The sequence below is a fragment of the Mesorhizobium sp. M0768 genome, assembly GCF_040320195.1.
GTDB lineage: Bacteria > Pseudomonadota > Alphaproteobacteria > Rhizobiales > Rhizobiaceae > Mesorhizobium.
Genome location: NZ_JAMYPD010000003.1, coordinates 244,591 through 257,483 on the forward strand (window position 1 = coordinate 244,591; position 12,893 = coordinate 257,483).

12 protein-coding genes are annotated in these 12,893 nt (G+C 63.2%); 2 read left to right on the top strand and 10 right to left on the bottom strand.

Annotated features, from left to right (window positions below; all coding sequences use genetic code 11):
• The first annotated feature begins 7 nt into the window (after positions 1 to 7).
• Both NKI08_RS05585 and NKI08_RS05590 read left to right on the top strand, forming a co-directional pair.
• Complete coding sequence (locus tag NKI08_RS05585; RefSeq protein WP_352767693.1) at positions 8 to 1,636, top strand: GMC family oxidoreductase; 1,629 nt, start codon at positions 8 to 10, stop codon at positions 1,634 to 1,636.
• Between the two features lie 10 nt (positions 1,637 to 1,646).
• Positions 1,647 to 1,958, top strand: coding sequence for a Dabb family protein (locus NKI08_RS05590; protein ID WP_352682488.1), 312 nt, complete (start codon positions 1,647 to 1,649; stop codon positions 1,956 to 1,958).
• On the opposite strand, the gene NKI08_RS05595 is transcribed toward NKI08_RS05590, so the two are convergent.
• From NKI08_RS05595 to NKI08_RS05640, 10 genes are all read right to left on the bottom strand, one after another.
• Positions 1,959 to 2,795 (bottom strand): EamA family transporter, encoded by an 837-nt coding sequence (locus NKI08_RS05595; RefSeq protein ID WP_352767695.1) that lies wholly within the window; start codon positions 2,793 to 2,795, stop codon positions 1,959 to 1,961.
• A 17-nt stretch (positions 2,796 to 2,812) separates the two neighbouring features.
• Positions 2,813 to 3,727 (bottom strand): endonuclease/exonuclease/phosphatase family protein, encoded by a 915-nt coding sequence (locus tag NKI08_RS05600; RefSeq protein WP_352767697.1) that lies wholly within the window; start codon positions 3,725 to 3,727, stop codon positions 2,813 to 2,815.
• A gap of 89 nt (positions 3,728 to 3,816) precedes the next feature.
• Entirely contained in the window at positions 3,817 to 5,367 is a 1,551-nt protein-coding gene (locus tag NKI08_RS05605; protein ID WP_352767699.1) for a cation:proton antiporter, read from the bottom strand.
• A 148-nt stretch (positions 5,368 to 5,515) separates the two neighbouring features.
• Positions 5,516 to 6,580 carry an ABC transporter ATP-binding protein gene (locus tag NKI08_RS05610; protein ID WP_352469503.1) on the bottom strand — a complete coding sequence of 355 codons (1,065 nt, stop codon included), beginning with the start codon at positions 6,578 to 6,580 and terminating at the stop codon, positions 5,516 to 5,518.
• A 16-nt stretch (positions 6,581 to 6,596) separates the two neighbouring features.
• Complete coding sequence (locus tag NKI08_RS05615) at positions 6,597 to 7,388, bottom strand: ABC transporter permease (RefSeq protein ID WP_352767701.1); 792 nt, start codon at positions 7,386 to 7,388, stop codon at positions 6,597 to 6,599.
• Entirely contained in the window at positions 7,385 to 8,299 is a 915-nt protein-coding gene (locus NKI08_RS05620) for an ABC transporter permease (protein WP_023675356.1), read from the bottom strand. The genes NKI08_RS05615 and NKI08_RS05620 overlap by 4 nt, the downstream gene beginning before the upstream one ends.
• A gap of 63 nt (positions 8,300 to 8,362) precedes the next feature.
• On the bottom strand, positions 8,363 to 9,469 hold the full coding sequence (locus NKI08_RS05625) for an ABC transporter substrate-binding protein (protein ID WP_352469502.1): 1,107 nt from the start codon (positions 9,467 to 9,469) through the stop codon (positions 8,363 to 8,365).
• 242 nt (positions 9,470 to 9,711) lie between these two features.
• Complete coding sequence (locus NKI08_RS05630; RefSeq protein ID WP_352767703.1) at positions 9,712 to 10,884, bottom strand: iron-containing alcohol dehydrogenase; 1,173 nt, start codon at positions 10,882 to 10,884, stop codon at positions 9,712 to 9,714.
• 38 nt (positions 10,885 to 10,922) lie between these two features.
• A complete protein-coding gene (locus NKI08_RS05635; RefSeq protein WP_352767095.1) occupies positions 10,923 to 11,408 on the bottom strand; it encodes a DUF2569 domain-containing protein in 486 nt (161 codons plus the stop codon).
• A gap of 42 nt (positions 11,409 to 11,450) precedes the next feature.
• Positions 11,451 to 12,839: an aldehyde dehydrogenase family protein gene (locus tag NKI08_RS05640; RefSeq protein WP_352767705.1), complete on the bottom strand. Its 1,389-nt coding sequence runs from the start codon at positions 12,837 to 12,839 to the stop codon at positions 11,451 to 11,453.
• Positions 12,840 to 12,893 lie beyond the last annotated feature (54 nt).

Genomic DNA, 12,893 nt, shown 5'->3' on the forward strand with positions numbered 1-12,893 from the left:
TGATGCCATGACCGACTACATAATCGTCGGCGGCGGCCCGGCCGGGTGCGTACTCGCCAACCGGCTGAGCGAAGATCCGTCGCATCAGGTGCTGCTGCTCGAAGCCGGCGGCAAGGACTGGCATCCGTTGATCCACATGCCGGCTGGTTTCGCCAAGATGACCAAGGGCATCGCCGCCTGGGGCTGGTCGACGGTGCCGCAAAAGCACATGCAGGACCGTGTCTTCCGATACACGCAGGCCAAGGTGATCGGTGGCGGCTCTTCGATCAACGCCCAGATCTACACGCGCGGCAACGCCCGCGACTACGACGCCTGGGAGAAGGAAGAAGGCCTTGCCGGCTGGGGCTATCGCGACGTGCTGCCCTATTTCAAGCGCGCGGAGAACAACCAGCGTTATGCCAACGATTTCCACGGCGACCAAGGCCCGCTCGGCGTATCGAACCCGATCGCGCCGCTGCCGATCTGCGAGGCCTATTTCCGTGCCGGACAGGAGATGGGCATCCCCTTCAATCCCGACTTCAACGGGGTAGCCCAGGAGGGCGTCGGTTATTATCAGCTGACGCAGAAGGACGCGAAGCGCTCCTCCGCCTCTGTCGCCTATCTCCGGCCGATCCGCGAGCGAAAGAATCTCACCGTCAGGACCGGCGTTCTGGTGACGCGCATCGTCGTCGACAAGGGCCGCGCCGTCGGCGTCGAGATCGTCGACAGGCCGGGCGGCCAGCCAACGATCCTGCGCGCCGAGCGCGAGGTGATCGTCTCGTCCGGCGCCATCGGCTCGCCGAAGCTTTTGCTGCAGTCGGGCATCGGCCCGGCCGACCATCTGAAGGCGGTCGGCGTGACACCGGTGCACGATCTGCCCGGCGTCGGCTCCAACCTGCAGGATCATCTCGACCTGTTCGTCATCGCCGAATGCACCGGCGATCACACCTACGACAACTACGCCAAGCTGCACTGGACGGCGTGGGCCGGGCTGCAGTATCTGCTCCTGAAGAAAGGCCCGGTAGCCTCCAGCCTGTTCGAGACCGGCGGCTTCTGGTACGCCGATCCGACCGCCGCCTCTCCCGATATCCAGCTGCATCTCGGCCTCGGCTCCGGCATCGAGGCCGGCGTCGAGAAGCTGAACAATCCGGGCGTGACACTGAACTCGGCGTTCCTGCGCCCGCGCTCGCGCGGCACCGTGCGGCTGAACAGTGCCGATCCGGCCGACCGCCCGCTGATCGATCCGAATTATTGGTCCGATTCCTATGACCGCGACATGTCGATCAAAGGGTTGAGGCTGGCGCGCGAGATCATGCGGCAGAAGGCGCTGGCCCCCTTTGTGCTGCGCGAGGTACTGCCGGGACCCGACCTGCAGAGCGGCGACGAGCTGTTCGACTACGCTTGCCGCAGTTCCAAGACCGACCACCACCCGGTCGGCACCTGCCGCATGGGCCACGATGCGATGAGCGTGGTAACGCCAGATCTCAGGCTGCGCGGTATCGAGGGCCTGCGCGTCTGTGACGCCTCGGTGATGCCGCGCATCCCCTCCTCCAACACCAATGCCCCGACGATCATGGTTGGCGAAAAAGGCGCCGATCTGATCCTTGGCCGCGAGCCGCTGCCGCCGGCGGTGTTTTCCACCAACCGAGCGGCATGAGGGACAAAGAATGATCAGGCACTGTGTCTTCGTCAGATTTCGCAACGATGCCGCCGACGCCGAGCGCGCGGCAATCCATGCCGATCTCGAAGCGTTGCGGGCCGTGATCGACGGCATGGGCAAGGTCGAATTCAGCGCTAATACCAGCCCGGAACCCTTCGCCCGCGGCTTCACGCACGGCTTCACCATCGACTTTCGCGACGCTGCGGCACGCGATGCCTATCTGGAGCATGAAGCGCATCAGCGAGCCGGCGCAAAACTGGTCGCGGCGCTCGAAGGCGGCACCGACGGGCTGATGGTGTTTGATCTGGAGATCGCGTGACTATCCCATTCTCAGCGCAACGACGCCGGCAACGATGCTAAGCACCGCGGCACCTCGCCATGCCGTCATCTTCTCGCCGAGCGCGAAGACCGAGATCATCATGGCGAACAGGATCGATGTTTCGCGCAGCGACGCCACCGAGGCGATCGGCGCCTTGGTCATCGCCCACATCACGATCCAGTAGGCGCCGCCGCTGAGCACGCCGGTATAGATTCCGGCCTTCCAGTCGCGCGCCAGCACCGGCAGCGCCTGTGGGCCGCGAGAGACGACGCATAGCACCAGCGCCCACAGCGCATCGCAGACGAACAGCCAGGCGGCATAACTCGACGCGGTGGCGGCCAGCCGCGCGCCGCTGCCGTCCGACAGCGTGTAGCTGGCGATGAAGATCGATGTGCCCAACGCGAAACCGACGGCGCGCAGGTTCAATTTCTCCAGATGCGCGCCGCCGCGAAACGACAGCACCAGCGTGCCCGCCGACAACAAGAGGATGCCGAGAATGGCGAGCGGCGCCGGCATCTCGGCAACCACCACAACGCCCCCCAAAGCGGCCAGCAATGGCGCGGTGCCGCGCGCCAGCGGATAAGTCTGGGCGAAATCGCCGGCCTTGTAGGCGCCGATCAGGAACGTCCTGTAGCCCATGTGGAAGACAACCGAGGCGAGGATGTATGGCCACACTTCCGGCTTCGGCACCTCGACGAAAGGCAACGTCACCAGCGCAGCGGCACCCATGCCGAGCGTCATCAGTGTGATCGACAGGAAACGGTCGAGATGGACCTTGACCAGCGCGTTCCAGATCGCATGCATGGAAGCGGCGGCGAGCACCGCCAAAAAAGACAAACAGGCTCATCGGCGGTTCATCCGCCGCCCGTCCCGATGACGATCGGCGTCTCCAGGTCGATATCGACCCAGAGCGGAAAATGGTCGGAAGCGATTTGGCCGATATCGGCGCTGACCGAGCGCACGCGCCCGGCAAACATGCCGCCGACGAAGCAATGGTCGAGCCGGCGCTTTGCCAGCCTGCCATCGATAGTCTTCACATGGGTGTGGAAATCCGCTGTCGGTTCCATTGCGACGGCGGCGACATCGACAAAACCGTCGAGATAGGCGGCACCGCGATGATAGGGCGCGCTGCCGACAATGCGCCGGTACTCGGCGCTATCCGGCTCCATGTTGAAGTCGCCCAACCAGATCGCCGCTACGGGGTTTTCTGGCTCCTGTTCGCCATTGCTCCAGTTGCGCGCCGGCTCGTCGTCGGCGCCGCTCCATGGGCCGCCCTCGGACGGCGCACGGCGATGCTCGGCGAGCAAATAGTCGATCTGCTCCAGCCGCTCCTCGGCCGCGATATGCGCCAGATGCAACGACAGCACCCGCACCGGACCGGCAGGGGTGCGGATCATGCATTCGAGTGCGGCATTGCGGGTGTTGAGCGGCCGCAGCGTGCGCCTGAGCGGCAGCGTATGCAGCCGCGACCAGACGATCGGAAGCTTCGACAGAACCATGGTGCCGAATTGCCGCCGCCGGTTGACGATGCGGCCTTCACGCCGGTGGCTGGCATCCATGTCGAAGGCCGGCCCGTAGACCCAATGGTAGTCGGGCAGAAATTGCGAAAGAAGTTCCGGCTGGTCGTCCTCGTTGCTGCGCAACCAGTGCCGTTCCACCTCCTGCAAGGCGACGATGTCGGCGCCGGCCACGACCTTGGCACAACGCGCCAGGTCGTAGCGGCCATCGCTGCCGAAGCCGTACTGGATGTTATAGCTGACCAGCTTCATTGCTTATCCGGCTCAGTTTCCTGCTGGCAGTAGCCGTTCGCTGACAGCCTTGCAATGTGCAGCCGGGCGGAGGGAGCTTGGGCCAGATGCTAAGTGGTCAGCGGCTGGAACCGACCGGGCGGGGATGCTGCCAGTTCCGACCAGTCGATTTCTTCCTCAAGGCGGTGGTAGGCTTCGTCGCCGATCGTTCCGTCGATGCGCAAACGCTCCAGCGCATCGCGCTGGCTCTTGATGGCGTAGAGACGCAATCTGTCATACTCGGTCGCCGCCTGGGCATCCTCCGGGTTTTCGGCGATGGCGCGCTGGGCGGCATATTGCTCTCGCACCGCCCCGGCCGCGCTCGATGTCTTGCCGCTGAGCACGTCCAGCGCCGCCTGCATGATGGCGACGCGCGCCTGCGCCACCTCCCGGTCGACCGTCCGGTCGAGGTCGAGATTGAGCAGAAGCAGCAACGGTTTCAGGCTGACGCCTTGCAGCACCAACGTGCCGAGCACGACCGTGAAAGCGGCGAGCACGATCGGATCACGGCCCGGAAAGTCGGCCGGCAAGGCGAAGGCTGCCGCAAGCGTCACCAGACCACGCATGCCGCACCAGCCGATGAGCACGCCGCCGCGGAATGTCGGTGCGTCCTTCCGCCTGTCCTCGTCGCCCGGACGGGCCAGCGCTCTGAGGATCGCGCCGCAGCCCAGAACCCAGACGAGCCGTGATACGATGACGACGGCCAGCACAGCCAGGGCAAAGACGAACGCCTCGCTTTGTCCTTGCTCGGCAAGTCGCCCGACGATGGACCGCGCTTGCAGGCCCATCAGAACGAAGGCCAGCACGTTGAGCACGAACACCGCCGTCTCCCAGACCGAGTAGGAGCTGACACGATTCCTTGCCGGCATGCGGCGCGGCGATGTACGTGCGATCGTCATGGCATAGACGACGATCGTGATGATGGCGGAAAGCCCTATCCTGTCGGCCAGGATCCAGACGCCGAAGGTTGAGGCGAATTGCACCACGGTGCCGCTCGCCGGGTCGTCGATGCGGCCGAGTATGGCGAGAGACAACCGGCCGAGCACATAGCCTGCGGCAAGGCTGCCGACCGTCGACAGCAGGATCATTGGAACGGCACTGCTCAACAGGATGGAGCCGGCGGCTGCGGAAACCGACATCCTGTAGATCAACAGCGCCGTGGCGTCGTTGAGCAGGCTCTCGCCTTCCAGGATGGCGGTGATGCGGTGCGGCACCTTGAACTGTCCGAGCACGGCCGCCGCCGCCACCGCATCGGGCGGCGCCACGATCGCGCCGAGCGCTATGGCGGCGGCAATGGGCAGGTCTGCCATCGTCCAGCCGACCAGCGCGACCGTCACGGTGGTGAAGATGACGGCACCAAGCGCCAGCAGGATGAGCGAAACCTTGTAGCGGTTGAGATCGCGCAGCGACGTGTCATAGGCCGCGTCGAGCAGAACCGGCGCGATGAACAGAGCGAGCGCCAGCCCCGGGTCGATCTCGATGGTCGGGGCAAACGGCAGGAAGGCGATGCCGGCGCCGGCCAGCGCCAGCAATGACGGATAGGGAATCTGCAGACGCCGCGACAGCGCGGTCAGGGCGACCGCGATGAGAAGCAGGACAAGGGTGAGTTCAAAAAGCGCCATGCCTTATCGTAGCGGTGAAGCCGGTCGATTGGCACTGCAAAAACGACGACGGCTTTGGCTGTTCGTGAATGGTGAATGGCTGCGTGCAGAGCAATTTCGGCGCGTAAAGCGCATTCTTACTATTCACTGTTCACTATTCACTCTTCTCCTAATGCAGCACCAGCATGTCGCCCGACGAGAACGAAATCTCGGCCTTTTCGCCGACGGCCGGCGGCGGTGTGGCCGGACTGTTGAACGTGTCGAGCGAGACCGTGCTGCCGCCGATGCCGACGCGAACCCGGATGACCGAGCCGAGGAAATGCACCTCGGCGATTTCGCCCCAAAGGCTGGAATCGCGACCGGGGTGTCGGCCGAGCGAGATCGCCTCGGGCCGCAACGCCAGCGACAGCGTGTCGCCGGATTTCGAGCCGTTGAGCTTGCCCTTGAGCGAGACCTCTTGCGAGTTGACGCGCACCTTGCCCGAAGCGGCGTCGGTGACCGTGCCTTCGAGCACGTTCAGCGTGCCGACGAAATTGGCGACGAATTTGGTTGCCGGCCGGTTGTAGATCTCGAACGGCGTGCCGACCTGCTCGGCCTTGCCGCCATACATGACGGCGATGCGGTCGGAGATCGACAGCGCCTCTTCCTGGTCGTGGGTGACGAAGATGGTGGTGATGCCGAGCTTCTTCTGGATCGAGCGGATTTCCTCGCGCAGCGACACGCGCACCTTGGCGTCGAGCGCCGACAGCGGCTCGTCGAGCAGCAGCAGCTTCGGCTTGGGCGCAATCGCCCGCGCCAGCGCGATGCGCTGCTGCTGACCGCCGGAGAGCTGATAGGGATAGCGGTCGCCCATCTGCGGCAGCTTGATGATGTCGAGCATCTCGGCAACGCGCCTGTCGGCATCGGCCTTCGGCATACCGGCGACCTTCAGCCCGAAGCCGATATTCTGCGCCACGGTGAGGTTCGGAAACAGCGCATAGGCCTGGAACACCATGCCGATGTTGCGCTGGTTGGGCTTGAGCCGGGTGACGTCCTTGCCGGCCACGACGATCTTGCCGGCGGATGGCTCTTCGAAACCGGCGACCATGCGCAGCACCGTCGTCTTGCCGCAGCCCGACGGTCCGAGAAAGGAGACGAATTCGCCCGGCTCGACGTCGAGGTTGAAATCCTGCACCACAATGGCGGCGCCGAAGGATTTCTGCACATGCTGGATTGAGAGGAATGGCTCGGCCATGGCTTTTTCCTTCGGGTCAGTTCGGACGGTTCGCCGATCGCGGCGCGAAGCGCGACAGGATCTGGATCAGCGACATGCAGCCCCAGGTAATGGCAAAGGCGATGATGGCAAGCGCCGCCGGCTCATAGGCGCGATTGGCGCCGACGTTCTGCAGATAGGGTCCGAAAGCAGGCCGGTTGAGCAGGCTGGCCATGGTGAATTCGCCGATGACGATGGCGAAGGTCAGGAAGGCGCCCGACAGCACCGCGATCAGCACGTTGGGCAGGATGACCCGAGTGATGATCGTGCCCCAGCCGGCGCCGAGGATCTGCGCCGCCTCGGTCAGTGTCCGTACGTCGATTGTGCGAAGCCCGGTGTCGACGGCACGATACATATAGGGCAGCGCCAGTGTCGCATAACCGATGACCAGCAAGGCATTGGCTCCTATCTCGCTGGCCAGGAACGGCAGCGGTGAGTTCGACCCGTACATTCTGATGTAGCCGAAGACGATAACGATGGCCGGAATGACCAGCGGCAGCAGCGTGATGAACTCGACGACGGGCCTGATCTGCGGCAGCCGCAGACGAATCCAGTACGCCGCCGGCACCACCACCAGCACGCCAAGGACGATGGTGAAGATGGCTGCGACCACCGAATAGATGAAGGTCGCCTGGAAGCGGGGATCGCCGAGCACGACCTGATAGGCATCGAAGGAATACGCGCCGCGCCGCATGCGCATGGAGAATTCCACGGTCGCGATCAGCGGAATGAAGAAATAGGCCGCGCCCAGCGCGAAGACGATCCAGGCCCAGAATCTGCCGGACTTCATTTGAGCCACCTCTCAGAGCGCGTCCGGAACCAGATGTAGAAGACATTGGCCAGCCCAGTGATGACGATCATGCCGAAGGCGATGGCGTAGCCGAGATGGGCATTGTGCAGCACGTCACCGCGGATCTGCGCGTAGAGCAGGATAGGGACGATGTTAAGCGAGGAGCCGGTCAGTGCGTAAGCGGTGGCGATGGCACCGAAGGCGTTGGCGAACAAGAGGATGACGGTGCCGAGGAAACTTGGCCAGATCACCGGAATGACGACCATGCGCCAGAACTGCGCCTGGGTCGCGCCAAGCGTTGCCGCCGCTTCGCCCCATTCCTTCTTCAGCCCATCGATCGCCGGCACGATGATCACCACCATCAGCGGGATCTGGAAATAGACATAGGTCAGCGTCAGGCCCCAGAACGACAGGATGTTGAAACCATGGGCATAAATGTTGAAGCCGACCAAGACGTTGAGCAGCACCGTGGCGAGCCCGAGCCGGCCGAGCGTCGCGAGAAAGGCGAAGGCCAGCGGCACGCCGGCAAAATTGGAGGCCACGCCGGAAAAGGTCAGTGTCGCCGAGCGTATCCACTCCGGCAGCCCGCCGCGCACGATGGCGATGGCAATGGCAAGTCCCGCGAAAGCACCGATCAGCGACGAGGCGAGGCTGACCTTGATTGAGATCCAGTAGGCGGCAACGATCGACGGCTGCGCCAAGGCCGCTATGTTTTCGAAAGTGAATTCGCCGGCATCGTTCCGGAATGCGCCCAGCATCAGATAGAGCGTCGGCAGGATCAGGAACATGATGGCGAAGATGAAGAAAGGCGCAACGCCAAGCCATTGCGTCGGCAGTCTCATGCTGCGGGCGTCGGCAGGAGGCGCGGTCTTCCCGGCAACAGCGTGATCGGACAACGAGATATCGGTCATGCGCGGCTACCGTCCTGGAGGTATGCCGGGCGGCGATCTAAGCCGCCCGGCTGATCTCAAGTCTTACTTGACGTTGGCGCCGACGACGGCATCCCAGTTCTTGGTGATGGCTTCCTTGGCCTTGCCCTGCTCGTCGAGCGTCGGGAACACCGCGGCTGCATAGGACTCGGCCGGCGGCAGCTTGGCCATCACGTCAGCCGGGAGCTTGCCATTCTTGGCGAGGTCGTTGAAGCGGATCGGGTGACAATAGCCCTTCAGCCAGCCGATCTGGCCTTCGTCGGAATAGAGATATTCCAGCCACAGCTTGGCAGCATTCGGGTGCGGCGCATAGGCGCTGATCGCCTGAACATAGACGCCGGCGACGACACCGGTCTTCGGCACGACGACGTCGACCGGCGGATTGCCCTTCAGCGTATCACGGCCGGCAAGCGCGTTATAATCCCAGGTCACCAGGATTGGCGTCTGGCCTTGAGCAAGCGTCGCGGGCTTGCCGATGACCGGCACGAAATTGCCGGCGGCGTTGAGCTTCTTGAAGAAGTCGAGACCAGCCGTGCCGGCGGCTTCGCCGGCAGCCGCACCGCCGGAAAGGCCGGCGGCATAGACTGCCTGGATGGCCTGGTTCGAAGCACGCGGGTCGCCGGCGAGCGCCACGGTATTGGCGAATTCCGGCTTCAGCAAGTCGGCCCAGTCGGCCGGCGCTTCCTTGACCAGGTCCTTGTTCACCAGAAACGAAAGCACGCCGTAATAGTCGCCGGTCCAAAAGCCTTCGGCATCCTTGGCGCTGTCCGGGATCGAGTCCCAGGTTGATACTTTATAAGCCTGGATCAGGCCATCCTTCTTGGCGGTCGGGCCGAAGCTCAGGCCGACGTCGATGACGTCGGGCGCTTGCGGGCCCTTGTTGTCCTTGTTGGCCTTGATCGCCTCGACCTCGTCGCCGGAGCCGGCATCGGGGTTGAGCTCGTTGACGGTGATCCCCGGATATTTTGCCTTGAAGCCGTCGATGACCGCGCCGTAGCCGCACCAGTCATGCGGCAGCGCGATGGTGGTGAGCTGGCCTTCAGCCTTGGCTGCGGCGACCAGTTCATCCATGGACTGGGCCGACGAGATGGCAGAGGTCGCCATCAGGGCGACGGCCGAAAGGGAAAGCAGTTTTCCCGTGAATTTGAACATGTGTTCTCTCCGTTGAACTGACGCCGTTGGACGCCTGCGATGCGGTATCGTTTTCGTGTGACAGCCAGATGAAAGCTTTGTGAAAGCGATGCCCCGCAGTATGAAAAAGTAAACTCTTTTTAACCGGCTGTAGCAATCGCTCCGCGATTCTTTTTCCGGCTAACTAGTTTCGATCTTGCCTTTCATCTTTCCCCCTTTCCTTTGCCTCTTTTCCCAAGTCGATTTCCGATGCGAAAATTGTCTCAGACGGTGCCGGCGATGGCGTGTTCGAGCAGCGTCAGCGCCGCCTTCTTGGTCAGCTTGACCGGGTTGCCGCCGGCGGTCGGATCGACCACCGCCATGTCGGCAATCAGGCCCTTGCGCTTCTTGTCCATGTCGAGCCCCTTGATCAGGCCGGGCAGCGCATGCGGCACCTTGAGCTCCTTGCGCAGCTTGATGATCGCCTTGGCAAAACCGTCGAAGCCGCCCTTGATGCCGCAATAGGCGGCAAGCCGGGCGATGCGCGGCTCGATCGCCTCGCGGTTGAAGGCCAGCACGTAGGGCATGAACACGGCGTTGGTCATGCCGTGGTGGCTATCGTAGAGCGCGCCGATCGGATGCGACAGCGAATGAATCGCTCCAAGCCCTTTCTGGAAGGCGGCCGCTCCCATGGCAGCGGCGCTCATCATGTTGGCGCGGGCGACCAGATCTTTGCCGTTGGCATAGGCTTTCGGCAGGTTTTCGAAGACCAGCCTTATGCCTTCCACGGCGATGCCGTCGGCCATCGGGTGATAGCCCGGCGCGCAATAGGCTTCGAGACAGTGAGCGAGCGCATCCATGCCGGTGCCGGCGGTGATGAAGCCCGGCATACCGACCGACAGCTCCGGATCGGCAATGACGATCGCCGGCAAAAGCTTTGGATGGAAGATGACCTTCTTGGTATGGGTCGCTTCATTAGTGATGACGCCGGCGCGGCCGACTTCCGAGCCGGTGCCGGCGGTGGTCGGCACGGCGATGATCGGCGCGATCGCATCGGCATCGGCGCGTGTCCACCAGTCGCCGACGTCCTCGAAATCCCAGACCGGCCGTGTCTGCCCGGCCTGGAAGGCGATCAGCTTGCCGAGGTCGAGCGCCGAGCCGCCGCCAAAGGCAATGACGCCGTCATGCTTGCCCTTCTTGAACACGGCAATGCCGGCGGTCAGGTTGGAATCCACCGGGTTCGGCTTGACCTCGGAAAATACGCCATAGGGCACCGTGGCGTCGTCGAGGATCTTCAGCGTCGAGGCCACCACCGGCAGCCTGGCCAGTCCCGGATCGGTGACGAACAGCGGCCGCTTGATGCCGGTCGCCGCCAGCACCTCCGGCAGCTCCTTGATGCGTCCGGCGCCGAAGCGGACGGTCGTCGGGTAATTCCATTTGGAAACGAGTTTTGTCATTTCGACCTTCTTGACTGCTTTCGTGCTCTCGGATGTCGTCAATTCACAAAGGTATTGGCCACACGGTCTGACCGCATCATGTACGGAATCCAGATGGCTGCGGCCCAGACGGAACGGTAAATTCCGCGCATCGTTTCGCTGTCGAACGCATCAGCCAAGGTTGGAAAGCTCTCGCGAAAAACCAGATGCGCAGCCCATGGGTCGAGGATGGCATATACCGGCATCGCGACTGCCCAAATCATGTACCAGCCCGGGAATATCTCCCAGCGCTTGAACATGAAGAACAATAACAGGACCGGGGCTGTAAGGCTTAGAACGCCTGCTGTCACCAGTTCGGCAACGAGCAGCGCACCTTGAGAAAAACTGAAGGCCTGCCAGTCGAAGCCGAGATAGTCGGTATTGTGCAGTTGTACCAACCCCAGTATCGGCGTGAGCATCAACCCGAGCATCGGCAGGACAAGCCATCCGCCGATACCCTCGGGACCCTCACCATCTGGCAGCGCCGATTGTTGTGTATCCGCCATTACTCCCCCTCAACAGCGATCGCATGCCTGTCGATCGCCACCTTAGATCACCTCGCGCAGATGGTATGATTTCGGCCTGGTCAGATTGTCGTAGCCGATGGCCGACAGTGCCGCGCCCTTGCCGGTGTCCTTGACGCCGGTCCAGACCAGCGCCGGGTCGAGATAGTCGCAGCGGTTCATGAACACGGTGCCGGTCTCGACACGATCGCCGATCGCCGCCGCATGCTCAATGTCGCGCGTCCAGATCGAGGCCGTCAGCCCATAGGGGCTGTCGTTCATCAGCGCGATCGCCTCCTCGTCGTTGTGCACCTTCATGATGCCGACGATCGGGCCAAAGCTTTCCTCGCGCATGACGCTCATCTGGTGGTCGACCTGGGTCAGCACTTCCGGCGCCAGATAGGGGGAACCTTGCCTGTCGTTGGCCACCTTCATATCGATGTGCGCCCTGGCGCCCTTGCGCAACGCCTCGGCCTTCTGCTCGCGGATCAGGTCGGCGAAGCGCGCCTGCGCCATCGGCCCCATGGTGGTCGCCTGGTCGAGCGGATTGCCGACGACGTAGTTCCTGGTCTCGGCAATGAAGCCCTCGACGAATTCATCGTAGACCGTCTCATGCACATAGACGCGCTCGATGCCGCAGCAGCACTGGCCGGAATTGTAGAAGGCGCCGTCGACCAGATTGGCAACGGCATGGTCCATCTTTGCGTCCGGCAGCACATAGGCCGGATCCTTGCCGCCGAGTTCGAGGCCGAGCGTCATGAAGGTGCCCGCCACCGCCTTCTCGATGGCGCGGCCGCCGGCGACCGAGCCGGTGAAGTTGACATGGTCGATCTTGCCGGAGCCGAGCAGCCTTTCGGTCTGCGCGTGGTTCAGGACGAGGTTCTGGAACAGGCCCTTGGGCAGGCCGGCCTTATCAAACGCCTGCTGAAACCGCTCGCCGACCAACAATGTCTGTGCCGCATGCTTGAGGATGACAGCGCTGCCCGCCATCAGCGCCGGCACGATGGTGTTGACGGCGGTGAGATAGGGATAGTTCCACGGCGCGATCACCATGACCACGCCGAGTGGCACCTTCTTCACATAGCGGCGAAAGCCGTCCTTCGGATTGGAGGCCATGACCGGCTTCAGGGCCGCCTCGGCGATCTCGACCATGTAGCTGACGCGTTCCCTGACGCCGCCGAACTCGCCGCCATAGCGCACCGGCCGGCCCATCTGCCAGGCGATCTCCGGCACGATCTCGTCGGTCATGGCGACCAGCGCTTCCAGCATGGCAAGCATGTATTTGCCGCGCTCGATGACCGGCGTCTCAGCCCACTTCTCCTGCGCCGCCTTGGCACGTTCGACCGCGGCACCGATCGCCTGGTCGGTGGCAAGAGGCCGTTCGGCATAGATCGAACCGTCGACGGGGGATTTTATCTTGACCGTTTCGGTCATGCCTTGGGTCCTCGCATTCTACAATAATGTCGTTGGTTAGCGCCGTCCCTCATC

Coding starts and splice junctions, on each gene's coding strand:
- NKI08_RS05585 (WP_352767693.1), top strand. CDS start 8: ATGACCGACTACATAATCGTCGGCGGCGGCCCGGCCGGGTGCGTACTC.
- NKI08_RS05590 (WP_352682488.1), top strand. CDS start 1,647: ATGATCAGGCACTGTGTCTTCGTCAGATTTCGCAACGATGCCGCCGAC.
- NKI08_RS05600 (WP_352767697.1), bottom strand. CDS start 3,727: ATGAAGCTGGTCAGCTATAACATCCAGTACGGCTTCGGCAGCGATGGC.
- NKI08_RS05605 (WP_352767699.1), bottom strand. CDS start 5,367: ATGGCGCTTTTTGAACTCACCCTTGTCCTGCTTCTCATCGCGGTCGCC.
- NKI08_RS05610 (WP_352469503.1), bottom strand. CDS start 6,580: ATGGCCGAGCCATTCCTCTCAATCCAGCATGTGCAGAAATCCTTCGGC.
- NKI08_RS05615 (WP_352767701.1), bottom strand. CDS start 7,388: ATGAAGTCCGGCAGATTCTGGGCCTGGATCGTCTTCGCGCTGGGCGCG.
- NKI08_RS05620 (WP_023675356.1), bottom strand. CDS start 8,299: ATGACCGATATCTCGTTGTCCGATCACGCTGTTGCCGGGAAGACCGCG.
- NKI08_RS05625 (WP_352469502.1), bottom strand. CDS start 9,469: ATGTTCAAATTCACGGGAAAACTGCTTTCCCTTTCGGCCGTCGCCCTG.
- NKI08_RS05630 (WP_352767703.1), bottom strand. CDS start 10,884: ATGACAAAACTCGTTTCCAAATGGAATTACCCGACGACCGTCCGCTTC.
- NKI08_RS05635 (WP_352767095.1), bottom strand. CDS start 11,408: ATGGCGGATACACAACAATCGGCGCTGCCAGATGGTGAGGGTCCCGAG.
- NKI08_RS05640 (WP_352767705.1), bottom strand. CDS start 12,839: ATGACCGAAACGGTCAAGATAAAATCCCCCGTCGACGGTTCGATCTAT.